This is a genomic window from Phycisphaerales bacterium, from assembly GCA_020852515.1.
In the GTDB taxonomy this organism is placed as follows: Bacteria; Planctomycetota; Phycisphaerae; order Phycisphaerales; family UBA5793; genus UBA5793.
This window is the reverse complement of the sequence record JADZAS010000011.1, coordinates 44,262-70,394: the sequence shown is the minus strand read 5'-3', so window position 1 is coordinate 70,394 and position 26,133 is coordinate 44,262. Positions and strand designations below refer to the sequence as shown.

Below are 26,133 nucleotides of genomic sequence, written 5' to 3'. Positions count from 1 at the left end.
TCGCGGCCGCCGCGCGCCGGCCCCGCATCACGCCGGCTCACGAGCCAACCGGGCCGCCAGCAGCGGCCCGGGCGCGGGCAGTGGCGGTTCATCGGAAGGTGCAAGACCATCTGCTGCGCCTTGCACATTCGCTTCGACGAATGCCTGCGCCACATCGGATCGCAACTGGTACCAATCGAGCATGCGCGACAATTGGCCCCGGTAGAGGCTGCAGACCTGCTCGAGCATCGGCGCATTAACCGGCTCGCACTCGCCCATCTCGTATCCCCAGCGCGCCGCCTCATTGCGGCACAGTCGGCGGATAAGCGACGGCACAGCCGGATCGATTTCTTCGACGCGGATCGGGTGCCTTGGCGTTGGAATGTGTCCCAGCGCCGCAAGCAGGGCATCGCCTTGTTTCTCATCGAGTTGAAGGAGCCGGGCAATCGACGGCACTACTTCCGCCGGCTCGCGCTGGAAGAGATGGAACGGCACCTCGAGCATGCGGTCCGATCCCAGTCGCGGTCGGCCGTATCGGCGCCAGATGAGATGCGACACCACCCAGACGCTGCTGTTTCGGACGATCGACCGCAACGCCGCTTCGCTATCCAGCGCCCGCGGAAGCGAGCCCTCGAGGCGTGCAATGGACATCGTGCACGACACTGGATCGCGCGTCATGTAGATGACGCGGCCGCGCGGAAACAGGGCCGCGAAGAGCGGTCCGATTGACGAAGTTTCCCAGCCCGGACACTTCTCGACCCACCGCGGAGCGCCCCCCGCGAGCATGCGACCGCTTCGGTCGATGTGCTCTGCGAGTGAGTCGAGCATGGCGCTGGCGAACGAACTGTCGTCAAACATCCCCGTGCGGAAGCGGCGCTGCTCGCCGTCGCCGCCGAGCGCGGAGACAAATGGATGTGTCAACCAGTGAAGGGCGCTCTGAATCGTGAAAAATCCCTCGAGAGTGTGCCAGCGATGCATGCACGCGTCCTGCGGGGCTCGCAGCGGTGTCGCCGTGTCGAGCGCGGTGAGGAGCGCCGTCGTTCCAGTGCGCTGCGCTCCGGCGATAAGAAGCGGCCCTCCAGCCGCCGCCGACACTGACTCGCGCGGCGCTTCGCCGAGTTCCACGACGATCGCTCTGCCGTACTCGCGAGGTTCCGAATTCCCCGGCAGCGATATCCAGAGCATGCCGCACCACTGCTCGCGCGGAATACTTTCGTTTTCGTAGGGAAGATTGAGGTGGCAGCGGCCGTCGCCGTGCTCGGCAACGTCCTGAACCGAGGCGCCAGACCGGTTGAGCGGTCGTCCATCGAGCCAGAGAGTGATCTTCGATCGACCATTGATGCGGTCGAGCACTGCCGAATGTCGCAGGGGCACCCCGTGCCCGTGACCCAATCTCTTATGAAAGTGCCGCGGCGTCAGTGTCAGCAGGATGGGTCCGGTCTCGTTCATTCTCGTCTTGAACTCTCTCTCTCTCGCAGCGAGATGGCAAGCAGCGAGCCCGCGCCGGCCTCGGCGTGCATCTGCGGCTCGCTGACCGGCTTCCAGTCGGGCACGAAGTGCATCGCCGCCGCATTCACCGCGTCAGTTGTCAATCCCAGCCACGAGAGTGCGTGAAACACCGTTGGCAGAAACGCATTGCGCACCGGCAGGCGCCACGGCGACGGCGCATCGGCCGCGACCTCGGCCGACTCCGGCTTCTCGTATCCCCATCGCTTTGCTTCGCTGCCGCAGAGGTGCCAGATTGCGGGAACGACCCAGTCGTCCAACCGCTGCCGCTCGACGGCGTGCGTGGGCACCTGCGGCTCATTCAGATCGGCCGACACCGCTTCAATTTCTTCATCGCTCAGATTCGCCGCGGCCTGGATCGCCGCGAGCACCTCGGGTTCGCGTCTGCGAAACTTCGCGAACGAAATCTCCGTCGCTGCGCCGCGGGGCATGATCGGCCGCACGTAGCGCCGCCAGAGGTAGTGCGCCACCGTCCAGCCGGCGCACGCCTGCGCCACCGCCGCCGGCCGCCGCTCCTCGGGCAGGTCATCCGGCAACTCGCCGCGCAGCCGCATGATGGAGAGCACATTGCCGACCGGGTCGCGGCTGAGGAAGAACACGTGCCCGTGCGGGAAGAGCATGGAAAACAGCGGCGCGATCGCCACGCTGTCCCATCCCGGGCACTTGTCTGTCCAGGTCCCCAGTGTGCCGCTCGTCGTCGAGTACGCCCAGTCGATGTGCTGCGCGAGGCGTGCGAGCATCTCGCCGCTCAAGCCGCAATCCTGAAAGAGCCCGGTGCCCCAGAAGTGCCCCGCCGCATCGCTGCCGAAGGGCGAGTAGTGGGGGTGGTTGAGAAACGACTTGAGCAGTTGGGTGAGGTAGAAGCCTTCGAGCGTGTTGTCGAGATAGCCGCGCAGGTCGCGCGGGGCTTTGTAGGGCGTGCAGTGATCGAGCGCCCATTGCAGAGCCGTGCTGCCGCAGCGCTGCGGCCCGAGGATGAGCAGCGGCCTCGCCGTGCTGTGCATGTCGCGATCAGTCGTGAGCGGCACATCGACGACGAGATCGATCGACTCCTGCCGCGGCTGGCGATCGCCGGGGATGGAGATCCACAGTTTGGCCCCGTCGATGAAGCACCGGCCCTCGCCGAGTGTAACGACCTCATCAAGCGAGCCGGTGGGCTGCGAAACTTCCGCGCCGTCGACCCACAATCGCACCGCCGCGCTGCGCGCCAGCCGCTCGCAGATGAACGGGTGATCGAGATCGACGCGATGCGCTTTGCCGACGGTCCCCGAAAAATGTCGCCCCAGCAGCGCGATCTTCATCGTTGCTTTCCGATCCTCTTCACCGCAGAGAGCGCCGAGAGCGTAGAGAGAAACAAGAATCGGTATGGCCGCAAAGAGGCACAAGAGACACAAAACGGAATCGAGATGGGTCGGAATCAGGTCCTGAACTCAACTCCGCGCTTTCAGTCGTTGTTCTCTGCATCTCCATTTTGCGACTCTTGTGCCTCTTCGCGGCTAAGTGTCTTCTCTGCGCTCTCAGCGGTCTCCGCGGTAAACCTACTTCAAGACCCAAACGCCGCTTCGGCCAGGTCGATCGCCCGCGCCAGCGCCGCCGCCTTGCTCACCGTTTCCTCGTACTCACTGCTCGGGTTCGAGTCCGCCACGATCCCCGCCCCGGCCTGCAGGTGGACCATCCACCTTTCGCCGTGATGCTCCTGCACCGGCACGACCATCGTCCGCAGCGCCAGAGCGATGTCCATCTGGTCGTCGAATGAGACCACGCCGATGCCCCCGCCATACGGCCCGCGCCGCGTCGGCTCGAGTTCATCGATGATCTGCATCGCCCGCACCTTGGGCGCGCCGCTGATGGTGCCCACCGGCAGAGCCGCCCGCAGCGCCGCCCACGAGTCGAGCCCATCCGCCAGCGTGCCCGTCACCGTCGAAGAGATGTGCATCACGTGGCTGTAGCGCTCGATCTCCATCATCCGATCGATCGATACACTGCCCTTGTTCGCCACCCGGCCCACGTCGTTGCGCCCGAGATCGACGAGCATGATGTGCTCAGCACGTTCCTTCTCATCGGCAAGCAGCTCGCGCTCCAGCGCCAGATCTTCCTCCTCCGTTGCCCCGCGCTTGCGCGTCCCCGCCAGTGGCCGATTCACCACGCACCGCTCATGCACGCGGCACAGAATCTCCGGACTCGACGCGACGAGGATCGCCCCGCGCGCCTGCAGGTAGATCATGTACGGGCTGGGGTTGACGATGCGCAGGGCGCGGTAGATCTCGAACGGGTCCGCCGCCGTCTGCCGCTCGAAGCGCTGGCTGAGCACGACCTGGAAGATGTCGCCGGCGAGGATGTACTCCCTGGCCCGCTCCACTGCCGCCTCGAATTGCGCCTGCGTCATGTTCGACTGGATCGCCGCCGCCCCGCGCTGCGCCAGATTCATCGCGATCGACCCGGCCGGCAGCGGCACACTGTGCGTCTGCAACCGTTCGACGAACCGATCCAGCGCCGCCACCCCCGCGTCGTACGCCGCATCCACGCGCGTTTGGTCTCCCACCCGCACCCAGCGCACTGCGTACACCATCTTCCGTGCGTGATCAAACACCGCCACCGTCTCATACAGCCCGAGGTGCAGATCCGGCAGGCCGCGATCATCATCCGGCGCGCCATCAAAGGGCAACTTGCCTTCCTCGACGTAGCGCACGCTGTCATAGCCCGCATACCCGACCCACCCGCCGCAGAACGCGCCCGGCAGATCGCCGTGCATCACCGGCCGCAGCCCCGCACTGATCGCGCGCGGCACATCCAGCGGATCGTCAAGCCGCTCGGTTCGCACCGCCCCCGTCAGATGATCCTCGATCGTCACCTCATGCTGCCGCGCGATGACCTCCACGCTCGGCTGGGCCCCGAAAAACGAGTACCGCCCCTGCTTGTCGCCATTCTCGACCGACTCGAGCAGGAAACTCGGCGCCGTCCGCTCGTCGGCCGCCACCAGCCGCCGATACCCCAGCACCGGCGTGAGCTGATCAGAAAACACCCGCCGCACCAGCGGCACCAGATTGCCCCGCCCGGCCAGTTCCCGAAATGTCCCCCGATCCGGCAACGTCATCGCGGGCTGAGTCTAGGCGGTACCGCGCTATTCTCGTCGTGCTGAACCACTCCAGACTGGAGGAGCTTGTGGAATGAGCCTGCGATGGCGAGCAAGAAAATCGCATGGTTTTTCAGGCTTCGGGATAAAACGCGCGCGGATGGACGCCGTGTCCCTTATACTGCGGACCAGACGGCTGGATCTGCATTAGCCCCGACTCCATCGGCAACGCCGGGGTGTGGAGTGGGCCTGTCGGATCTAGCGCAGGGTCCCTGACAGCCCTACAGGAAGGAAACCCCCGTGGCAAGCCTCCCACTATTCCGAATTGCGCGCCTTGCAACGGTCGTGCTCGGTACATTCTTCAGTGTCTCGCCGGTTCTCGCGAGTCAGGACGTAGGGGAGATGGTGCGCCTCGGCCTGAGCGGCGCATACTTCGTGCCGAATCAAGGTCAGTGGTCTGATCCCACGGTTTGCTACGGATTGCGCGCGGCAGGCATGGACATTGCATTCCGCGAATCCTCGCTCACCATGCACCTGTTCCAGGGAGAAATCGAACGACAGAATTCCGCTGCAATCGGAGCAAAAACGGTAGTGGGTGGGGTAGTCGACGCAATCCTGGAGACTTCTGAGTCCGAGGAGATGTTGAACGACGAGATTGCGCTCGCCGTAAGCTTTCCCGGTGCGATCCAGGTTTGGCCGCGCGGCGAGCAACCGCAAGCGGCCCGGTTCAACTACTTCCTCGGTGGTGAAGATCGAATGCCGACGAGCAACGTTCCTTCGTTCACGAGCGTTGTATACGAAGGCCTCTATGACGGAATCGATCTCCATGTGACCGGGAGCGAAACAAGCATCCTAAAGTATGAGTTCCATGTGGCGCCGGGAGCGGACTACACGCGCCTGCGAATTGCATACGACGGCAGCGAGAATGTGTGTGTCGATGAGACCGGTGATCTCAAGATCGAGACACCGCTCGGTACGCTGGTCGATGCGGCGCCCGTCGTATGGCAGGACATCGACGGCCGCCGACAGTTGCTCCGAGCCAGGTATGCAGCGATCGACAGTAGCACATACACAATTGATGTTCTGGATACACCTGATCCCAACCATGTCCTAGTACTTGATCCCGACTTGGAATGGTCACTTTTCTTGGGGGGAATCTATGAAAGCTATGGACTCGACGTTGTCGCCGATTCGGATGGCGATGCATGGGTCACTGGGTATACGAGGTCCGGGAATTTTGAAGGAAGACGGAACTCACGCCACGGGGGGTCGGATTACTTTGATGCCTTCGCACTGAAGGTGTCCCCAGCCGGAACGCTGCTGTGGATGACATACCTGGGAGGTACAAGAACAGACGTTGGTTCAGGTATCGCAGTCGACAGCCTCGGCAATGGGCTGATCGTGGGTCATACGGTGTCGATCGATTTTGAGGGAGCGACCAATTCAAATCACGGTGGCACGTTGGAGCACGATGCCTTTGCGCTGAAACTGAATCAGAACGGGCAATTAATATGGATGTTATATCTCGGAGGCACTTATACCGACGATGCGTACGCCATCGCCATCGACGAGTCGGACAACGCACTGATTGCGGGAACTACCGAGTCACCTGATTTCGAGGGTCAGAACAACACTTTTCATGGTACAAGATGGGAGAATGAAGCGTTCGCGCTCAAGATCACACCGACCGGTGAACTGGATTGGGTGCACTTTCTTGGGGGAACGGGTGAAGATCTTGGGTATGGTGTCGCCGCGGACAGTGGCGGAAACCTGCTGGTAACTGGGGACACAGAATCAGTCGATTTCGAAGGCCGAAACAACACATATCATGGCGGCGGTACTTGGGGAGGAGACGCCTTTGTTGCCAGTGTGAGCCCGACCGGTCAAGTGCGCTGGATGACATACTACGGAGGAAGTGACTGGGACCGTGGCAAAGACATTGCTGTCGACCCGGCCGACAACGCAATTGTGACGGGGTATTCGCAATCCATAGACTTCGAAGGCCGGAACAATTCGAGCCACGGAGATTCGGGGGAGTGCTTCGTATTCAAAGTCGACCCTGCCGGCCAACTGCAGTGGATGACCTACCTTGGCGGCAGCGGTGACGATGATGGGTTTGGAGTTGCAGTTGATCGTGCCGGCAATGCGCTGGTGGCGGGCACGACACAATCGACGGACTTTGAGGGGAGGAACAACGAGCACCACGGCGGAGTGAACGACCTGTTCATACTCCAGGTCGATGCGGTCGGTGAGATTCAATGGATGACTTACCTTGGGGGTAGTGAAGTGGATTCGGGTCGCGATGTGGAGCTGGATTTGCTTGGCAATGCGTTGATAGTTGGATCGACCGAATCAGGGGATTTCGAAGGGCACAGCAACTCGTTCCACGGTTTTACAGACGCGGTGCTCGTCAAGTTAAGTAATCGGACCGGTGTCGCGCTTTCTGTCAATGCGACCTGTCCAATCGGTGGCCCTATTCGCGTGGAGTGGAACGGAGCAACACCCGACGCGCGGGTGGCACTGATCTTCGCCCGATGCGAAGGTGCCTTTGTCGTGCCGGAACAGATGCCCTGTCCCGGCACGTCGCTTGGGCTCTGTGCCAATCAGATTCAAGTAGTCTGGACCGGCCGTTCCGAGGGAGATGGATCGAAGATTCTCAGTTCCTCAGTCGGTGGCGCCGCGTGCGGCTCGTTCCTCCAACTCATTGACCTTACCACCTGCGGCACGAGCAACGTGGCCCGCATCGAGTAGTCAAGAAGTCGACCGCCTGCTGCAAATCAAACCATAAGCCGGGACACTGGCCCCTCGAAATCGCTGCTTCTGGCACGGCGCTCGGCATTTCGAGTGCGTCGCCCGCGCCCCGCCCACCCCTCGCCCTCCCCGCATTCCCGGTTACACTATCTCATGCCCGACCGATCCGCCCCGCAGAGCCCGCATTCGAACCCATCCCTCCTCGCCCAGTTTGGCGCTCCCGAGGAGACCACCGAGTACTACTCGCCCGTCCCCAAGGGCTATCAGCCTTCGCGCCATCGCTACGTCGCCGTCTTCGGCACCGTCATGTCCGGCCTGGGCAAGGGCATCTTCTCCTCCTCCATCGCCAAGCTCCTCAAGGACAAGGGCCTCTCGGTGGCCCCCATCAAGCTCGAGGGCTACCTCAACATCGACGCCGGCACGCTCAACCCCTACCGCCACGGCGAAGTCTTCGTCCTCGACGACGGCACCGAGACGGACATGGACCTGGGCACCTACGAGCGCATCCTCGACCAGAACCTCTCCTACGACAACTTCACCACCGCCGGCCGCATCTACTCGACCATCCTCGATCGCGAGCGCCGCGGCGGCTACCTCGGCCGCGACGTGCAGATGATCCCCCACGTCACCGGCGAGGTGAAGCGCATGCTCCGCCAGCTCGCCATGACCGGCTGCAACGGCGAACCGGCCGACGTCGTCTTCGTCGAGGTCGGCGGAACCGCGGGCGATTTCGAGAACGGCTTCTACATCGAAGCCCTGCGCGAACTCGCCTTCGAAGAAGGCCCCGGCAGCGTCTGCTTCGTCGCCCTCACCTACGTCATCGAGCCCGAGATCCTCGGCGAGCAGAAATCCAAGGCCGCCCAGCTGGGCATCAAGCGCCTGCTCGAAGTCGGCATCCAGCCCCACATCGTCGCCTGCCGCGCCAAGAACCCCGTCACCAACACCGTGCGCCAGAAGATCGCGATGTTCAGCAACGTGCCGCTCAACCGCACCTTCTCGATGCACGATCGCGAGTCGATCTACGTCATCCCCGATGCGCTTCGCGCGCAGGGGCTCGACCGCCAGGTGCTCTCGATCCTCAGCCTGCACGATCGGGTGAACCAGGTGAACGAAGACGCCGCGCGCGAGCAGTGGGGCGGCTTCGTCCATTCGCTCACGCGGCCCAAGAAGCACCGCGTGAGCATCGGCATCACGGGCAAGTACGCGGCGCTCCGCGACGCCTACGCCTCCATCGACAAGGCCCTGGAGCACTGCAGCGCCGAACTCTCCGCCGAGATCGACGTCAAGTGGATCGACACCACGGAGATCAACGACGCCAACGTCGCCGCTTCGATCGAAGGGCTAAACGGCGTGATCGTGCCCGGCGGCTTTGGCGCGCGCGGCGTCGAGGGCAAGATCGCCTGCGTCCGCTATTGCCGCGAGAATCAGCTGCCCTACATGGGCATCTGCCTTGGCTTCCAGGTCGCCGTCATCGAGTTCGCCCGCAACGTCCTGGGTCTGAGCGGCGCCAACTCGACCGAGTTCGACTCGCAGTGCGCCGATCCGGTCATCAGCGAACTGCCCGAGCAGAAGCAGATCGAGGGCCTCGGCGGCACGATGCGCCTGGGCGGGCAGGAAGTCGTCATCCGGGCCGATTCGCTCGCTGCATTCCTCTACGCCAGCAGCCGCCAGCGCGCCGAGGCCCGGTCGCAGATCGGCAACGCCAGGTCGTCCACCTTCCACATTCGCGAGCGTTTCCGCCACCGCTACGAGGTCGAGCCGAGGTACGTTGATCGCTTCGAGGCTGCGGGGCTGATGTTCTCCGGCCGCCACCCCAAACAGCCGATCATGCAGGTGCTGGAGTTGAGCACGGAGATGCATCCCTACTTCATCGGCGGGCAGTTCCATCCGGAATTGACCAGCCGGCCCGCGCGGCCGAATCCGCTCTTCGCCGGCCTGATCGCCGCCGCCGCCCGCCACGCCCGGCCGAGCCTGAAGGTCGAGGAGGTGTCGGCCCGCTGGCTGCGCCCTTTCGAGCCGAGCACATCGGAGGGCGGGGATAGGGTTCGTCCCGCCGTCGCCGTGATCTCCGCCGCCGCGCCGGCGCCGTCGCGCTGACCAGCGGCCGCAGACCCGAAAACCGTTGACCGTCGGCGGCTTGCGACTACCATCGCATCTGCCCGGAAACCGGCCGCGAAGGCCGCCCCGAGGCACGCCCCGGCGGCATAGCTCAGTTGGTTAGAGCGAGGGATTCATAAGCCCTAGGTCCGTGGTTCGAGTCCACGTGCCGCCACTTCCCCGACGACTCCCGGCCAGGAGATGTTGGCGCGCCTCTGGCGGCTGCGGGGCGCAGCTTCTGATATTGACTGCGCGTTAAGTGTCGTTTTCGGACGGATGCACCGCCCGTTAGGGGCATATTGCCCCAATCTGACGCAATTCTTCCCACTTTCGTTCGAGTTGGGTTACACTGGCGCAATTGCTCGGTGAGTGCCGACTCGCTTGCACGCCGAGGTGTCCGACTCGGCCGAACAGCGGGATTCGTGTTGGGGAAACAACCATGAGAGCCTCCGGACGCCACGGGCGATCGGTCGTGCGTGGCATATGGCCATTGGCGTGGGCGCACCGCGCTTCATTTGCTGTCGGGCTCGGTGCCGCGCTGGCCGTGGTCGGTGCGCGACTGGTTCTTCCGTGGACGCTCAAGGCCGCTCTCAAACCACTGCTTTCCGCCGGGCAGTCGGCTGCCGGCGCTGGGGGAGAGTCGCCGTCGCTGACGGGTCCGCTGCTGTTCGCGGCCGTGAGTTTCCTGGTTCTGCTCGTCATCATGGGCTATGCGGACTATCGCGAGCGGCTGTCGTTTGCGCGATTCGCGATCACGGTAATCCATGACCTCCGTTCCCGCGCCGTCGGCGCGATCGGGCGCATTTTGAACAGTCCAGCCGGGAGCGGCGTTCGCCAGGGCGACATCATCGCCCGGCTGATCGGTGACACCGCCCGTATCAAGGCCGGGCTCAAAGGCTTCCTCGTCCATGTCGCGACAAATGGCGCTATGGCGATCGGCGTATCTGTTGTGCTGATCTCGATCGACCCGGCGCTCGGGCTGGTCTTCACGGTGGGCGTGGTGCTCACTGTCCTGGTAACGTGGCGGGCGGCGGGGGCGGTGTACCGTCAGGCCGCGAAGTACCGCGCCAAGGAAGGCGCGCTGGCCGAGTTCCTGCACAGCACGCATTCCGAGCGAACTGGCAGCGAGTCGTTTACCTCCGGCAGCTCCGAGAGCGCGAGCCACGAGGCGCGAATCACCTGCCTGCAGGGCCGGGCCACCTGGGCGGCTCATACCATATTCGGTGCGACCGTGCTGGGCTGTCTGCTCGTCGGCATGGCGGGTGCCCGCTCAGGTCGCATCGAGCCGAGCCATCTCGTCGTCTTCGCGCTCTACGCGCTGATGATGCGCGCGCCGCTCGTGCAACTGACCCGGCAGGGCGTGCGCACGGGCAAGATCGTCGCGTGCCTCGAGCGCGTGCTCGAGATCGTCAACATGGAACCGGCGGCGACTCGCGACACTGGCGTCAGCGCCGTGCTGAAGTCCCGGCTGCGGCTTCGCGACGCGCGCGTGCGACTCGGCAAGCGCCAGGCCAGGCGAAACGTTTTGCGCATCGACTTACTCGAAATCGCCGCGGGTCAGCGTGTGGCGGTCATCGGGCCGCAGGGCAGCGGCAAGACCATGCTGCTGCAACTGCTCGCCGGAAGCCAGCGATCCGCCCGCGGTCGTCTCGACTGGGACGAGCACGAATGGGACCTGGCGAAGGAATCGTTTGAACTTGCCGGGCGATCGTGCCTGGTGCCGGCGCTTCCCGCCTGGCCCCGGCAACCGCTCCGGAACACGCTCGGCATCACGGCGAGCGTCACGGACGACCAGGCTCTGGAGCTGGTGCGCGCGTGCGGCGCCGCCAAGGCGCTTCGTCGAATGGCCGACGGGCTCGACAGTCGCGTCTCATCCGAGGATCTGTCGCTGGGAGAGCGCAAGCAGATCGCGCTGGCGCGAGCCCTGCTGCAGCCGGCGCCGCCGCTGCTTCTCATTGATGACATCGCTGCGGGTTTGAGTAAGCGAGCGGCACGAAAGGCGGTACTCGCCGTACTGGAGCATATCGGCCAGCGCACGCTGGTCATGACGTTCTCACGTCCGATCAGGATTCAGAGATTCGATCGGATTATCGAATTGCGCAGCGGCCGGATCGCGGCCGATGCGGGAGATGGCGCCGTCACAGAGGCGTCAGCGGATTCCGGCGTCGAACACGCGGGAACCGAGTTGCAGCTGTGAGCCCGCGCAAGCGGGGGAGAGGGCTCGTTCTTACATGCAACAGGCATTGATACTGGCCGCGGGGAGAGGGAGCCGCCTGGGCGCGCTGCTGAACGGCAAGCCCAAGGGGCTGCTGACCATCGGCGGCGTCTCGCTCATCGAACACCAGATCGCGACTCTGAGGGCGTGCGGGATCTCACGCATCGGAGTCGTCGTCGGACATGGCGCCCATTACGTTCGAGAGACGATCGGCGGACAGGTCGAGTTCATCGATAACCACGAGTACGCCTCGACGAACAGCCTCTATTCGCTTTGGGTCGCGCGCCGATGGATCGAGTCCGGGTTCATGATGGTGAACAGCGATCTGTTCGCCGACACGCGCATCTACGAGCGCGTGGCGGCGGCGAAAGGCTCCGGACTCGCGTATGACTCAGGTTCCGGCGCCGATCCCGAGGAGATGAAGGTCTCGCTGCGCGGCGCGCGCGTCATCGGGCTGAGCAAGTCAACGCCTGTCGGCGAATCGGCCGGCGAGAGCATTGGTCTGCTCAAGTTCGACGAAGCGGCGGCTCACCGGCTGCTCATTGCGGCCGATCGGATTGTCCGCGACGGATTGATGATGGAGTGGGCTCCCGCGGCCGTCTCAGCCATTGCCTCTGAAGTCGCAATCGAAGCGATCGACATCGCCGGCATGCCCTGGGCCGAGATCGATTTCCCGCAGGACTTTGAGTATGCCACGAGCAGCGTCTGGCGGCGCATGAAGATGCGCATCCCGAGCGAAGCACGCCCTGGCGTCACCGTTAACGGAGCCGGTCACCTGTCCGACGACGCTCAGATCCGCAACGGCGTGGCCGGGGGCCGGCGATGATGAACACGCGGCCTCCGCTCAAGGTGCTCTTCACCGGATATGCACCGGTGCACTTCGCCTGCTTTCGACCTCTCTTCGAGCAACTGACCCGACTGGACGGCGTCGAAGTCATGCTCTCCGGAGGACTGCGGACCAGGCAGGGCGAAGCCGTCACGTATGACGAGCGCGGCATGTATGAGCCGTTCGGGATCGCGCCCGCACAGATCGTTCCGACCGCGGATCTCGGGCGAGTGCAATGCGACGTGCTGTTCGCCGGCAATACGAACATGATCGCACCTGCGCAGGTCGGGAAGCGCGTTCAGATCTTTCACGGCATTTCGTTCCGCAACAAGGCGGTGCGCGCCGAGAACATGGGCGCCGACTACTACTTCCTGATCGGGCCTTACATGAGGCGGCGATTCGTCGAATCGGGACTCATGGAGCCCGGTGATCCACGGGCTCTTGATATCGGATTCATGAAGACCGATCGGCTGCTCGACGGCTCGCTCGATCGCACCAGGCTCGCAGCGAAGTATGGCATCGACGGCTCGCGGCCGATCGTGCTGTATGCGCCGACGGGGCAGAAGTACAACTCTCTGGAAACGATGGGCGAAGCGGTGATCGAAGAGATCGCCAGGTGGGGCGGCTGCGATCTCATCCTCAAGCCTCACGATCATCCGAAGAACACGGAGATCAACTGGTTCGACCGGCTGGCGCCCCTGGGCAGCGCGCACGTGCACATCTCGCGCGAAGTGGATGTCATCCCGCTGCTGTTCCTTGCTGATGTGCTCATGACCGATGCGTCGTCGGTATCGAGCGAGTATTCGCTGCTCGACCGACCGATGCTGTTCCTTGACGTGCCGCGCCTGATCAGGCGGGCCGGGCGCGGCGACGGGAGCCAGCTCGATCTCAACACATGGGGCCGGCATGCCGGCGCCATCGTCGAAGAGCCGGCGCAGGTTGTCGAAGCGCTGAAGCAGGCGCTGGCGAACCCAACACAGTTCGCCCCACAGCGGCGCGCCATGGCCGAGGATCTGTTCTTCAACCGCGGATGTGCCACCGAGGCTGCGTTGAAGTGGTTCCGCCAGACGTTCCTGAATCACGGGCGGCTTCCGCGAAGCGAGTCGAACCACACCCGCACGGAGACAGCCGCGTCCCGCCCATCATCGTCCGACCGACGAATCGACTCACACCCGCCGGGCGCATCCCAATCGGCAGCGCCGGCTCAAACCTGACAGGAGAAGAGAAATGAATCGAGGGCTTTCAATCGCCGCACTGGCCGTATGTGCACTATGCTCGGCAACATCCATCGCCCGCGCCCAGCAGTACGACGTCATCGACCTGGGCACACTCGGCGGCAACGACAGCGAATCGCGCGGTCTGAACGCACAGGGCAAAGTGGTCGGCTATTCCGACATCGTGGGCGGCAATGATCACGCGTTCTACTGGGACGGCGTTCTGATGACCGACCTCGGCACGCTTGGCGGGCGCGAAAGCAACGCGCGGGCGATCAACGACGCCGGGATCATCGTCGGACGGGCGGATATCAACTACTGGACCCAGCACGCCGTGCGCTGGCAGGGAAACCAGTCGCTCGATCTCGGCACGCTCGGGGGACTTCAGAGTTCGGCCTATGACATCAACAGCGCCAATCAGATCGTCGGCTGGGCGGACACCAACACCGGCGCGACGCGCGCGTTTCGCTGGCAGAACGGGCAGATGACCGACCTTGGGACGCTCGGCGGCGTGTCAAGCTGGGCTCGCGCGATCAATGACGCGTCAGAAGTCGCCGGCTACTCGTTCGCGCTCGGCGGCGCCCAGCATGCGTTCGTCATCCGCAATCAGCAGATGGTCGACCTGGGCACGCTCGGCGGCCCCAACAGTTTCGCCTACGACCTCAACGAAGGCGGACTCGTCGTCGGCGAGTCGCACACCGCGCAGGGCCCTTCGCACGCCTGCTACTGGGACCAGAACGGCGCTCATGACATGGGGACGTTCGGCGGTACCTCGAGCCTGGCCTGGGCCGTGAACAACGCGGGCCAGATCGTGGGTTACGCCGATGCCGTCGGCGACGTGAAACGCGCGTTCCTGTGGCAGAACGGCCAGATGTTCCAGCTCAACGATCTCATCTCGCCGCTGGCAGGATGGAACCTCAAGGAGGCGATGGACATCAACGACGACGGCCAGATCGTCGGCCGCGGATCGGTGAACGGACAGACGCACGCCTTTCTGCTCGTGCCTACGGGCAGCAATGTGCTCATCCTCGGCGGACCGACGCCGGGAATCGCCGGCCAGTCCAACACGTTCACGATCGACGGCGCAACGCCCGGCGCGCGCCAGCGGTTCTATTACGGGCTGCGCTCCGGTTCGACCTCGATACCGAATTGCCCCAACATCTCGCTGAGCCTGCAGAACGCCACGCTCATGGGTGCGGCGAACGCCGATCAGAACGGCCATGCCCAGTTGAGCGTGCCGGTGCCAAGCAACGCGCGAGGCGTACTGGTGTACTTCCAGGCGTACGAAGAGAGTTCCTGCCGGGTTTCGAATCGAAACTCGCACACGTTCCAGTAGCGGGCCGACCCGATGGGGAATCGCGGGCCGGGGGAAATGAGGCTGCCATGAGACGCCATCCATTCGCGAAGAACCGGAGCCGGGCGCCGCGGTGCGATGGCGCTTTCACCCTCATCGAACTGCTCGTCGTGATTTCCGTGATCGCGCTGCTCATCGCCCTGCTCCTGCCGGCGCTGGCCCGCAGCCGGCGCTCGGCGCGCGCGGGAACGTGTCTTTCGAACCTGCGGCAGCACGGCGTGGCGTTCAACCTTTACGATCTCGACTACGGCGCACTTCCGCACGAGGACGATTCGAATCACCCGGAGGTTCTGTGCTGGTACTTCGGCATCAACCGCTATCTCGGCGTGCGCAATGACGATTCAGTGCTCGGGCGGACGGAGTTTTATCCAGCCGTCAAGCTGTGTCCCGAAGTGGATCGCACCTCGCCGTCTTTCATCAAGGCGTACCGCTTCAACAGCGGCCTCGAGAACAACACGCAGCCGTTCGTGAAGCTGCAGTGGATTCCGCGCCCCGTGTCTGCACCGATCATCTTTGACGCGGAGTACACCGGGGAGGGCGTCTCGTTCAAGGGGCGCGAAGGAAAGGTGCAGTCGAGACACCTCGGTTCGGCCAATATCCTCTTCGCCGACTGGCACGTCGCGGCGGTCCGCAAGGAGGATGTGGGCGCGCTCGATTGGCAGCGCGAGTAGCGAGGTACGACATCCCGCGACCCGATTGAAGCACGCGGGGCCGTGCGCGCCGGCGGGATGGCGCTGCGCGGACACGCCGGACCGAAGGTTCTTTCGCTGCGCGATACCGACCCGCACGCCCTGTGTGGGTGAGGCGAAGCGGCGCTGCGCTTCAGCATGGCAGCGCCTCGCCGCACCACCCAGCCGGGTGCGTCGGGCGGGTCCACCCGGTTCTGACCGTAATGTGGTCCGAGCGACCCCGATCGCACGGATTGCTGACCCGCCCCGCCTCGTACACTTGACATTATGGCCATCGCCGTCACCGCGATCATCGTTTTCGTGCTCACGATCGTCGCGGTGATCATCGTCGTCGGCCTGGTGGGGCAGGAAAAGAAGATCGAATACGAGATCCCGACGCTGTATGCCGTTGCCGACGACCAGTTCCGCCGCTCGATGGGCAACCTGCTTCCGCCACCGATGTCCGAGGGCAATGCCGTCACCACCCTGATCAACGGTGAACAGATCTTCCCCGCCATGCTCGCGGCCATCGCCGATGCCCGCGAAACCATCTGCTTCGAGACGTTCATCTACTGGTCAGGGCAGATCGGCCGGAAATTCGTCGATGCCCTCTGCGATCGGGCGCGGGCCGGCGTGAAGGTGCACGTCCTCATCGACTGGCTGGGCAGCAAGACCATCGATCCCGCCTACCTCCGCGACCTCGAAGCGGCGGGCGCCCACGTCGAGCTGTACCATCCGCTGCGCTGGTACAACGCCTGGCGCGTCAACCACCGCACGCATCGCAAGCTCCTGATCGTCGATGGCCGCGTGGGGTTCACCGGCGGAGTCGGAATCGCGGATGAATGGGATGGTGCGGGCGACAAACCGACGCGATGGCGCGACAACCACTACCGGCTCACAGGGCCCGGCGTCGCGCAGATGCAATCGGCGTTCATGGACAACTGGATCACGACGCACTCCCACGTGCTGCACGGCCCGGCCTACTTCCCGCCCCTCAAGCAGGCCGGCCCCTGCGTCGCCCAGGTGTTCTCCAGTTCGCCGCGCGAGGGCAGCGAATCTCTGCGCCTGATGTACCTGCTGTCGATCGCTTCGGCGGCGCACTCCATCAGGCTCGCCAGCGCCTACTTCGTGCCCGATGACCTGTCGGTCAAGGCGCTCGCTCACGCGGCTCAGCGCGGCGTGGATGTGGAGATCATCGTGCCCGGGCCCCGGATCGACGTGAAAGTCGCCCGCCAGGCCAGCCGGGCGCGCTGGGGGCCGCTGCTGGAAGCCGGCATCCGCATCTACGAGTACCAGCCCAGCCTCTATCACTGCAAGCTCATGATCATCGACGATCTGTGGGTGTCGGTCGGCTCGACCAACTTCGACAACCGCTCGTTCCGTCTCAATGACGAGTCGAACCTGAATGTGCTCAATGCCCAGTTCGCGCAGAGCCAGGTATCGCTCTTCAATGAAGACCGCTCCCAGTCGCGCCTGATCTCGCTGGAAGAGTGGCGCAACCGCCCGCGCCGGGAGCGCCTCATCGAACGCGCCGCCGAGCTGCTTCGATCGCAGTTGTAGGATTGGATGGGCTCAAGAGCGTGCGAGCGCGAAGCATGGGTCCATCAACGTCATCGTCAATGACGATTCGGTATCCGAACCGCGAGTGCGTGAAGACAAGGCGTGGACTCTCGAATCCGTCACGATGGTAAGCCCTGAACGGACTCGCCCTGAACTGACCGTGCCAGATCGCACACCCCCACGCCACCGCGACGTTCACAATCGCGCCGAGCCGGAGGAACACGAAGATGCGCCGCGCCCGCTTGAGCATGGCAGCGCCTCTCCGCATTCGGTGCAGACGGGCGATGTGCCGCGCGGGTAGCCGCAGGCGGGGCATTGATATCGCCAAAGGCGAATCATCCGGCGCCGGCCAGCCAATCCATATGCAAGCGCGGCGACACAGACCGAGTAGAAACAAGTGTCGATGACAAAGCCGACCGTGATCGGGTGCAACGGCAATACGACTCGTTGCTGGTCGCGCTCGCCGAGGACGAATGCGTACTCCCATCCAACTGTCCTAGAGACCGAGTCATTTGCGAAGAGCATCCCAATCTCCGGCATGCCAAATTGGTATCGCGCCCGCAGCGACAGCATCGGCCAACCACTCGCAATGTTGTAAACATCCGGGCGCCACGCATCCCGATCGGTGTCGGGCCACCAGACCCGCCCGGGAAAACCAGGAAACGAACCGCGTCTTTCTGTAAGCGTCAACGGATTCGTCACGCGAGACCAGTTGTCGATGCGTTGGCTTCCGAACCGATCCAAAACGTCGATCATCGCAGCGTCGGGGGCATAGGGATCACAGAATGTGGCGGACTCTCTCACCGTGTTCGTCGCATACCGCTGTGCATTGGGGACATTGAGTGCACACCCCCAAGCCACAGCCACGTTCACAATCGCGCCCAGCACAAGAAACACCAGAATGCTCCGCGCCCACTTCAGCATCACCCCAATTCTACAGGCCCGGGTACGCCCCGATTCGCTCGGCGGCCGATCCATCCCGCCAGCCTGAAGCCCGTACGATCCTCCGCACGCGCCGAGGATCGTCCCATGCCCGCTCTCGTTGACGCATCACCCCCAGCCACCGCCGCCGTCTTCGAGGCGCGCGGCCTCACCAAGACCTACCACGTCGGCGAGGTCGATGTCCAGGCGCTGCGCGGGGTCGATCTCGATCTCTTCGAAGGTGAGTTCATCGTCCTGCTCGGCCCGTCGGGCAGCGGCAAGTCCACGCTGCTCAACATCCTCGGCGGCCTCGATGTGCCCACCTCGGGCACGGTGCACTACAAGGACCACAACCTGACTGAATACGACGAGGCGGCTCTCACGCGCTATCGCCGCGATCACGTCGGCTTCGTCTTCCAGTTCTACAACCTCATTCCGAGCCTCACCGCGCGCGAGAACGTGGCGCTGGTGACGGACATCGCGCGCGACCCGATGCCGCCCGCCGAGGCGCTGCGGCTGGTCGGCCTGGGCGAGCGGCTCGATCACTTTCCTTCGCAACTGTCCGGCGGCGAGCAGCAGCGCGTCGCCATCGCCCGAGCCGTGGCCAAGCGGCCCCAGGTGCTGCTGTGCGATGAACCGACGGGCGCGCTCGATGTGCACACCGGCATCGTCGTCCTCGAAGCCATCGAGAAGGTGAACCGCGAACTCGGCACCGCGACCGCCGTCATCACCCACAACGCGGTGATCGCCACCATGGCCGATCGCGTCATCGCGCTCTCCGACGGCCGCATCGCATCCGAGCACCGCAACGAAACCAAGTCGGCCGCGCGCGAACTGGAGTGGTAGCCGCCGCATGATCCTCGCTGCTCTCCATCGCAAACTGACGCGCGACCTGTGGTCGATGAAGGGCCAGGCGCTGGCGATTGCGCTGGTCATGGCCAGCGGCATCGCGACCTTCATCCTCGCCGCGGCCACCATGGCCTCGCTCCAGCAGACGATGGACACCTACTACGACCGGCACGGCTTTGCCGACGTGTTTGCCCAACTCAAGCGCGCGCCCAACCGCCTTGGCGAGCGCATCGCCGACCTCCCCGGCGTGGCTCAGTTCGCCACGCGCGTCGTGGTCAACGTCAATCTGGATGTCGAAGACCTCGCTGAGCCGGCGCTGGGCCGGATCATCTCCGTGCCCGAGTCGCACGAGCCGTGGATCAACGGGTTGTATCTGCGCGAGGGCCGCTACATCGAGCCCAACCGGCGCGGCGAGGTGCTGGTCAGCGAAGCGTTCGCCAAGGTGCACGACCTCGTGCCCGGCGACACCGTGCGCGCCGTCATCAACGGCCGGCGCGATGTGCTGCGCATCGTCGGCATCGCGCTGAGCCCGGAGTACATCTATCAGATTCGCCCCGGCGACATCCTGCCCGATGACAAGCGCTTCGGCGTGTTCTGGATGAGCGAGCGCGAACTGGCGCCCGCCTTCGACATGGAAGGCGCCTTCAACGACGTGAGCCTCATCCTCGAGCCCGGCGCGAGCGAAGCCGAAGTCATTCGCCGCCTCGATGCGCTGCTCGATCCATACGGCGGCCTGGGCGCCTACGGCCGGGCGGATCACCCGTCGCACCAGTTTGTGTCCAACGAACTGCACGAGTTGCGCGGCATGACGGTGATTGCACCGCTCATCTTCCTGCTCGTCGCCGCGTTCCTGCTCAACGTCGTCTTCACGCGCCTCATCTCGACGCAGCGCGAGCAGATCGCGGCGCTCAAGGCCTTCGGCTACTCCAACTGGCAGGTCGGCTGGCACTACATGCAGATGGTGCTGGTCATCGCGCTCGTCGGCGCGATCATTGGCACCGGCCTGGGCACGTGGATGGGCCGCGGCCTGGCGGTCATGTACACGCGCTTCTTTCACTTTCCGATCCTGTCGTTTTCGCTACCGCCGCGCGTCGTCGTAACCGCGATCGGCATCTCGATGGGCGCCGGTTCGATCGGCACGCTCACCGCGGTGCGCCGGGCCGCCAAGCTGCCGCCGGCGCAGGCCATGCGCCCTGAGCCACCTGCGAATTTCAAGCCGACCATTCTCGAGCGCCTCGGGCTGCAGCGCCTGGTGAGCCCAGCGGCCCGGACCATTCTGCGCGAACTCGAGCGCCGCCCGCTCAAGGCCGCCATCTCCTGCTTCGGCATCGCGATGGCCGCGGCGGTACTCGTCGTGGGCAGTTTCATGAAGGACTCGGTGGACTACGTGCTCGATCTTCAATTCCGCCGCGCTCAGCGCGAGACGATGACGGTCACGCTCAACGAGCCGATCAACGGCCGGGCCGTGCGCGAGATGCTCCACCTGCCCGGCGTGCTCTCGGCCGAGGCGTTTCGCACCGTGCCGGCGCGGCTGCGGCACGGCCATTACACCCGGCGCGTCGGGGTGACGGCCATCGAGCCCGGGGCCCAACTCTTCCGCGTCATGGACATCCACGGCGGGCTCGTCGAGTTCGACCGCAGCGGCCTGTACCTCTCGACCAAGCTCGGCGACATCCTCGGCGCCGGCCCGGGCGACGTGGTCACGCTCGAAGTGCTCGAATCCGAGCGGCCCGTCGTGCAACTGCCCGTCTCCGGGCTCATCGATGATTTCTCGGGCTTATCGGCGTACATGCGGCTCGACGCTCTGCACCGCCTCATGGGCGAGCAGGACCGCGTCAGCGGCGCGTACCTCGCCGCCGACGAGGCGCGCACCAATCGTCTCTACACCGAACTCAAGAACATGCCCGCCGTCGCCGGCGTCGCGCTCAAGAAGGCGACGGTCGAGAGTTTCAACAACGTGATCGCCGAGAATCTCATGCGCATGCGGCTGGCCAACGTCATCTTCGCCGTGATCATCGCCTTCGGCGTGGTGTACAACAGCGCCCGCATCAGTCTCGCCGAGCGCAGCCGCGAACTGGCGACGCTGCGCGTCATCGGCTTTACGCGCGCCGAGGTCTCGTCGATCCTCATGGGCGAACTCGCGCTGCTCACGCTCGTCGCCATTCCGCTGGGGTTGGTGCTCGGATACACTCTCTCGGCTGCGGTCATTGCCTCTGTCGATTCGGAACTGTTCCGCATTCCCATCGTGGTGAACCGTTCGACCTACGGTTTCGCCGCGCTGGTGGTGATACTCGCCGCGGTGGTTTCTGGCCTGGTCGTGATTCGCCGCATTGCCCATCTTGATCTGATCGAGGTCCTCAAGACGCGCGGGTGATTCATGCGAACGCTTGTCAACCGGATCATCCTTGTCGCCGTGGCTCTGGCTGTGATCGCCGCGATCGTGTGGGCGTTTCTGCCCGAGCCCGTGCCCGTCGATGTGGCCGAGGTGGTGCGCGGCCCGCTGGAAGTGACGGTCGATGAAGACGGCCGCACGCGCATTCGCGACCGCTACGTCGTCTCGGCGCCGCTGACGGCCCAGTTGCAGCGCATCAGCCTTGACGCCGGCGATGAAGTGATCGCGGGCGAAACCGAACTGGCGGTGCTCGAGCCGATGGACCCGTCGCTGCTCGACGCTCGCGCCGCGCTGGAAGCCGAGGCCCGAGTCCGCCGCGCCCAGGCCGCGCTCGATCGCACGGCGGCCGAACTCCAGGCGGCCACGGCGCGCCAGCAGTTCGCCGCGGTGGAACTCGATCGCGTCAAAACTGCCTTCAACCAGCAGGCCGCAAGTCAGGCCGAACTCGACGCGGTTCAGGTCGCCGACCGCACCGCCCGCGCCGATCTCGACGCCGCCACCTTCGCCCGCAAGATCGCCGAGTTCGAACTCGAGCTCGCGCAGGCCGCGCTGCTTCGCACCCGCCCGGTGGGGCAAGGCGAGACCAGCAGCGAGTACCTCGTGATCCGCTCACCCATCACTGGCCGCGTGCTGCGGGTCATCCAGGAGAGCGCCGCAGTCGTCAATCCCGGCTCGCCGCTCATGGAGCTGGGCAACCCCGCCGATCTCGAGATCGCCGTCGATGTTCTTTCGACCGATGCGGTGCAGATTCAACCCGGCGCGCCCGTGCACATCGAGCGCTGGGGCGGCGATGCGCCGCTGAGCGGCGTCGTGCGACTCGTCGAACCGCAGGCGTTCACGAAGATCTCCGCACTGGGCGTCGAGGAGCAGCGCGTGTACGTCATCATCGACTTCACCGATCCGCTCGACAAGTGGCAGTCGCTCGGCGACGGCTACCGCATCGAGGCGCGCATCGTCACCTGGCGCGATGACAACGTCACCAAGGCGCCGGGCGGCGCGCTGTTTCGCCGCGGCCAGCAGTGGGCTGTGTTCGTGGTCCGCGATGGGAAGGCCGCGCTTCAGCCGGTGACCGTCGGCCACCGCACGACGCTCGAGGTCGAAATCCTCGAAGGACTCGAGCCGGGCGATCGCATCATCGTCCACCCGAGCGACGAAGTGAGCGACGGCGCGCCAGTGAAAGTGCGGTCGTAGCGCTCCAGAACGGCAACGCGACCGCCATCGGCGGCCGCGCGCGGGAGGAAAGAGAGAAGAAAGGCGCGACGGCCCCTTTCGAGACCGTGCGCCAACCGAGTGAAGAATCCGTGGAAAGAGGCAGACGGGTGGATTGAGCCACGCGGCCCGCGTCTTTCCGTATCGTCACAGGCCGGCTACGTTGCTCGTGGTGCACGAGCCGCCCTGAATGAGTTGCAGGAACCCGCCGCACGCCTGCGCGCCGGCATTGCCTGAAATCGAGCCGCTGCCGTTGCCCGTCGAGAACGTCCCCGGAGGCGTGACCACGCGCAGTTGATTCGCGCTCAGGCCCAGTTGCGTGCCCGCGCAAGGCCGGCCGGTGGGAATGACGAAATTGCCCTGCGAAGTCGCGAACAGCAGCGCCTGCTGGGCATTGGGCGTAGCGCCAGACCAACTGATGGTTACCTGGCCCGGGCACGTGCCGGTGATGGTCAGGGTGTAGCCCCCGCCCGTGCAGGTCGTATTCAGGTGCACGGTGATGTTGTTGCTGTCGCGGTTGCTCACGACGAGGTCCGGCGAACCGTTGCCGTCGAGGTCGCCGGCTTCGGCCGATTGGGGACTCACGCCGCTGGCGAACAGCGATGCAGCGCCGAAGGCGCCCGAGCCATTGTTGAGCAGCACGCCGAAGTTGCCCGAACTCTGGTGGGTCGTGACCAGATCGAGTGATCCGCTGCAGTCGATGTCGGCGACGTTGACGTTGGAGGTGTCCAGGCCGCCGGTGGGGTAGTGCACGGGGCCGCTGAAGGCCATGCCGCCGGTGGCCAGGAACACCGTGGCGCTCTCGACGAAGTCGCCGTTGGTCGCGGCGACGAGATCATCGCGCCCGCTCGCATTGAGATCGGCGGCGACGATGCCCTCAGGGCGGCGCTGGCCGCCGACGGACAGCGTGCCGGCCGGGCTGAAGGCGCCGCTGCCGTTGTTGGCAAACAGCGAGATGCTGCGATCATCGTGATTGGAGACGGCCAGGTCGTTGTCGCCGTCACCGTCGAAGTCGCCCAGCGCCGCGCCGCGCGGCTCGGCGCCGGCCGCCAGCGTCGTCACGGCGAATGAACCACTGCCGTTGTTGATCAGCACGCTGGCGCTGTTGCTGTCGCGATTGGCCACGGCGAGATCGGCAATGGTGTCTCCATTCAGGTCGGCCGCACTCAAGCCGCGCGGATTCGCCCCGACAGTAAACGAGCCGCCCACGGTGAACGACCCGGCGTTATTAAAGAGGATCGTCACGCGCCCGGTGTTCTGCATAGCGACCGCCAGGTCCGCGTCGGTGTCGCCGTCGAAGTCGGCCGCGACGATCGAACCGGCGCCGCTGCCGCTGGGCAGTTGGATCGAGGCGCTCTGGTTGAGCGAGCCGTTCCCGCTGTTGAGCAGGATGATCACGCGGTCGGGCGTGTCGACGGTGACGGCCACGTCGAGGCCGCCCGCATTGTCGAAATTGGCTATCGCCGAGTCAGAAGGCCGTGGGCCAACGGCATAAGGAACCGGCGCCTGGAAACTCACTTGCCCGAAAGCGCTGGCGCCCAGGAACAGGCTGGGGGCGAGCAAAAGGAATCGTCGTCGAAGTGTCATCGTGTCTCTCCTTTCGAGGTCTCTCGAAATCGCGATGAAGTCCGTCGTTTCCGGCGCCGGGGGCGGCGCCGACCTAGGCCGGTGGATTGCACGTGCAGTCCCGACTGACCCAGCCTTAGTCGATGGAACGGCGGGTTGTGAAAAGCCCGCCTGCGGCTTTCGCCGCATGCGGGAGGAGGAGGAAGTGGTGGGCGTTACTGAATTTGCACGAAGGTGGCCGAGATGCCCTGGCCGCCCCGTCCGACGCGGATGACGTCGTCGGTGTTGATGCGCGGGCCGGTCGGACGGCCGTCGGCGCCGGGCGTGACGCCGAAGATGTCCTTGCGGAAGGTGCCGCGGCCAAAGCCGTTGGTCACCATGGTGCCGACGACGCGGCCGTTGATGGTGATCTGCAGAGTCATGTTCTGCGGGGCGTTCTCGACCTGAACCTCGAGGGTCTGGTCAAGCAGGCCGTTCTCCGGCGACTCCTTGTACTTGGCCTTGAGGACGACGCCGTTCTGCGTGGCGTTGGCTTCCCAGATCTTGTCGTCGGGGTTCGCCTGGGCCGAAGCGGTGTTGAACGCCATGAGGGCGAGGACGAGAACCGAAAGAAGCGAGGTGATTTTGCGAGCGGAAAACATTGGTAAACTCTCCTGAAATCATTGATGGTGTTGAAGTGAAACAGTTCAGACGATCGAGCACGAGGTGGTGAGTTGCAGGCTCACCGCTGCAGCGAATGGCCCGATATGCAAGGGCTGTGCCAGACGCGGCGGCCTGTCGCCGACCCGGATCGACGCGCAGCCGGAAAAGCCGCTATTCCACAGCGTTTTGCCGGTTTTTCGCAGCGAGCGGCGTCGCGAATATTGACGAATCAGCGTCAGAGCCGTCGAGCGACAGCGGCATTCCGGCGTCTCCCGTGGGCCGGCCGGAAGCCTCGCGGCGGAAAACTTTGGCCAGCCGACAGTCGCGCAGATATGTGGATGGCCCTGTGCAAGTGTCTGAAAATCAGGGAAGAAACCCCGATTCACACGCTTGCAATGCCCGTGGATTTCGATAACATAGACGTTTAAGTGCGGCGGCTTATGCCGCTGCCCCGACGCGTTTGTTTGCGTGGAAGCGAAGAAGTGAGAGACTCCTCCACAGCCCAGATGACGCACTGCCGCTCCAGCCGCGCCTTCACGCTGGTTGAGCTGCTGGTGACAATGTCGCTCATCGCAATCCTCCTCTCCCTGCTGGTGCCGGGCGTGCAGTCCGTGCGCTCGCGATCGCGCGCCTACGCCTGTCAGGTCAACCTGCGCAGCGTGTCGTTCGATTTTGCGATCTTCGCGGACGCCTCGTTGCACGGCAATCGCGGCGACGATGCCGGCTCAACGTTCCGACTCGAGACATTCCAGGAATCGCAGTACGGGATTGACGAATTCTGGCGGCGACCCGGATCCATCTTCACCGGCAGCGTCGCCGACCTCGGCGTCATGGGATGCGACGAAGTGCGTGGCGAGGTCATCCTCCGCTCGGATACGCCGTGCCGGTCCGGCGCCGTGCAGCCGGCCCGAAACGTCTCCTATGCCTTCAACCTGCAACTGGACTCGCCCGAGCAGTTGGTGGGCGGCTTCTGGATCGCCCGCCAGGTGCCGTTGAGCGACCGCATCCTTAACTCGCCCGTCGCGCGGCCCGACGAGATCCCGCTCCTGTGGGACATCGACGGCGCCGTCGCGTCCGAGCGCGGCGTCACGCCGCACTATTCGGCCGCGCCCAGCGAGCCCGGCCGGCCGTATGGCGACGGGCAGGAGTGGTTCCCCTCGCTGCGTCACGGCGGAACCGTGCAGATCGCGGCGCTCGATGGCTCGGTTCGCGCGACGGATTCGCCGCTCGAAGACGCCGACTGGCGCTGGGATTACCGCCCCGTTCGCTGACGATTTTTTTCCCCGAGGGTGCGCCAGCACCGTCATGCCT

The 26,133-nt window shown here is 64.7% G+C and carries 18 protein-coding genes and 1 tRNA gene; 13 read left to right on the top strand and 6 right to left on the bottom strand.

The window, feature by feature from the left end:
- Positions 1-27 precede the first annotated feature (27 nt).
- The 3 genes from IT430_05110 to trpE form a co-directional block, all read right to left on the bottom strand.
- Positions 28-1,428, bottom strand: coding sequence for a sulfotransferase (locus tag IT430_05110; protein MCC6907301.1), 1,401 nt, complete (start codon positions 1,426-1,428; stop codon positions 28-30).
- Entirely contained in the window at positions 1,425-2,786 is a 1,362-nt protein-coding gene (locus IT430_05105; GenBank protein MCC6907300.1) for a hypothetical protein, read from the bottom strand. The genes IT430_05110 and IT430_05105 overlap by 4 nt, the downstream gene beginning before the upstream one ends.
- Positions 2,787-3,028: 242 nt before the next feature.
- Positions 3,029-4,579 (bottom strand): anthranilate synthase component I, encoded by a 1,551-nt coding sequence (trpE, locus tag IT430_05100; protein MCC6907299.1) that lies wholly within the window; start codon positions 4,577-4,579, stop codon positions 3,029-3,031.
- Between the two features lie 279 nt (positions 4,580-4,858).
- On the opposite strand from trpE, the gene IT430_05095 reads away from it, so the two are divergent.
- From IT430_05095 to IT430_05055, 9 genes are all read left to right on the top strand, one after another.
- Positions 4,859-7,309 carry an SBBP repeat-containing protein gene (locus IT430_05095; GenBank protein MCC6907298.1) on the top strand — a complete coding sequence of 817 codons (2,451 nt, stop codon included), beginning with the start codon at positions 4,859-4,861 and terminating at the stop codon, positions 7,307-7,309.
- A gap of 153 nt (positions 7,310-7,462) precedes the next feature.
- Entirely contained in the window at positions 7,463-9,406 is a 1,944-nt protein-coding gene (locus tag IT430_05090; protein ID MCC6907297.1) for a CTP synthase, read from the top strand.
- A gap of 101 nt (positions 9,407-9,507) precedes the next feature.
- Positions 9,508-9,581: transfer RNA gene (locus IT430_05085), tRNA-Met, on the top strand.
- A gap of 315 nt (positions 9,582-9,896) precedes the next feature.
- On the top strand, positions 9,897-11,603 hold the full coding sequence (locus tag IT430_05080; protein MCC6907296.1) for an ABC transporter ATP-binding protein: 1,707 nt from the start codon (positions 9,897-9,899) through the stop codon (positions 11,601-11,603).
- A 34-nt stretch (positions 11,604-11,637) separates the two neighbouring features.
- A complete protein-coding gene (locus IT430_05075) occupies positions 11,638-12,447 on the top strand; it encodes a phosphocholine cytidylyltransferase family protein (protein ID MCC6907295.1) in 810 nt (269 codons plus the stop codon).
- The gene (locus IT430_05070) at positions 12,447-13,661 is read left to right on the top strand and encodes a CDP-glycerol glycerophosphotransferase family protein (protein MCC6907294.1); all 1,215 of its coding nucleotides are present in this window, start codon (positions 12,447-12,449) and stop codon (positions 13,659-13,661) included. The genes IT430_05075 and IT430_05070 overlap by 1 nt, the downstream gene beginning before the upstream one ends.
- Before the next feature lie 13 nt (positions 13,662-13,674).
- Positions 13,675-14,997: a DUF3466 family protein gene (locus tag IT430_05065; GenBank protein ID MCC6907293.1), complete on the top strand. Its 1,323-nt coding sequence runs from the start codon at positions 13,675-13,677 to the stop codon at positions 14,995-14,997.
- Between the two features lie 47 nt (positions 14,998-15,044).
- On the top strand, positions 15,045-15,686 hold the full coding sequence (locus tag IT430_05060; GenBank protein ID MCC6907292.1) for a prepilin-type N-terminal cleavage/methylation domain-containing protein: 642 nt from the start codon (positions 15,045-15,047) through the stop codon (positions 15,684-15,686).
- Between the two features lie 285 nt (positions 15,687-15,971).
- Entirely contained in the window at positions 15,972-17,243 is a 1,272-nt protein-coding gene (locus tag IT430_05055; GenBank protein MCC6907291.1) for a hypothetical protein, read from the top strand.
- Between the two features lie 195 nt (positions 17,244-17,438).
- On the opposite strand, the gene IT430_05050 is transcribed toward IT430_05055, so the two are convergent.
- The gene (locus IT430_05050; protein ID MCC6907290.1) at positions 17,439-18,167 is read right to left on the bottom strand and encodes a hypothetical protein; all 729 of its coding nucleotides are present in this window, start codon (positions 18,165-18,167) and stop codon (positions 17,439-17,441) included.
- Between the two features lie 105 nt (positions 18,168-18,272).
- Between IT430_05050 and IT430_05045 the strand changes: the two genes are divergently transcribed.
- Genes IT430_05045 through IT430_05035 form a run of 3 tightly spaced genes read left to right on the top strand, consistent with a single transcriptional unit; the run spans position 18,273 to position 22,596 of the window.
- A complete protein-coding gene (locus tag IT430_05045) occupies positions 18,273-19,010 on the top strand; it encodes an ABC transporter ATP-binding protein (protein MCC6907289.1) in 738 nt (245 codons plus the stop codon).
- Positions 19,011-19,017: 7 nt separating this feature from the next.
- Positions 19,018-21,387: an FtsX-like permease family protein gene (locus tag IT430_05040; GenBank protein ID MCC6907288.1), complete on the top strand. Its 2,370-nt coding sequence runs from the start codon at positions 19,018-19,020 to the stop codon at positions 21,385-21,387.
- Positions 21,388-21,390: 3 nt separating this feature from the next.
- Positions 21,391-22,596, top strand: coding sequence for an HlyD family efflux transporter periplasmic adaptor subunit (locus tag IT430_05035; GenBank protein ID MCC6907287.1), 1,206 nt, complete (start codon positions 21,391-21,393; stop codon positions 22,594-22,596).
- A 165-nt stretch (positions 22,597-22,761) separates the two neighbouring features.
- Here the strand turns inward: IT430_05035 and IT430_05030 are convergent, their stop codons facing one another.
- Positions 22,762-24,201 carry a VCBS repeat-containing protein gene (locus IT430_05030; protein MCC6907286.1) on the bottom strand — a complete coding sequence of 480 codons (1,440 nt, stop codon included), beginning with the start codon at positions 24,199-24,201 and terminating at the stop codon, positions 22,762-22,764.
- Between the two features lie 194 nt (positions 24,202-24,395).
- A complete protein-coding gene (locus tag IT430_05025) occupies positions 24,396-24,821 on the bottom strand; it encodes a hypothetical protein (GenBank protein ID MCC6907285.1) in 426 nt (141 codons plus the stop codon).
- A gap of 483 nt (positions 24,822-25,304) precedes the next feature.
- Between IT430_05025 and IT430_05020 the strand changes: the two genes are divergently transcribed.
- Positions 25,305-26,093 (top strand): prepilin-type N-terminal cleavage/methylation domain-containing protein, encoded by a 789-nt coding sequence (locus IT430_05020; GenBank protein ID MCC6907284.1) that lies wholly within the window; start codon positions 25,305-25,307, stop codon positions 26,091-26,093.
- Positions 26,094-26,133 lie beyond the last annotated feature (40 nt).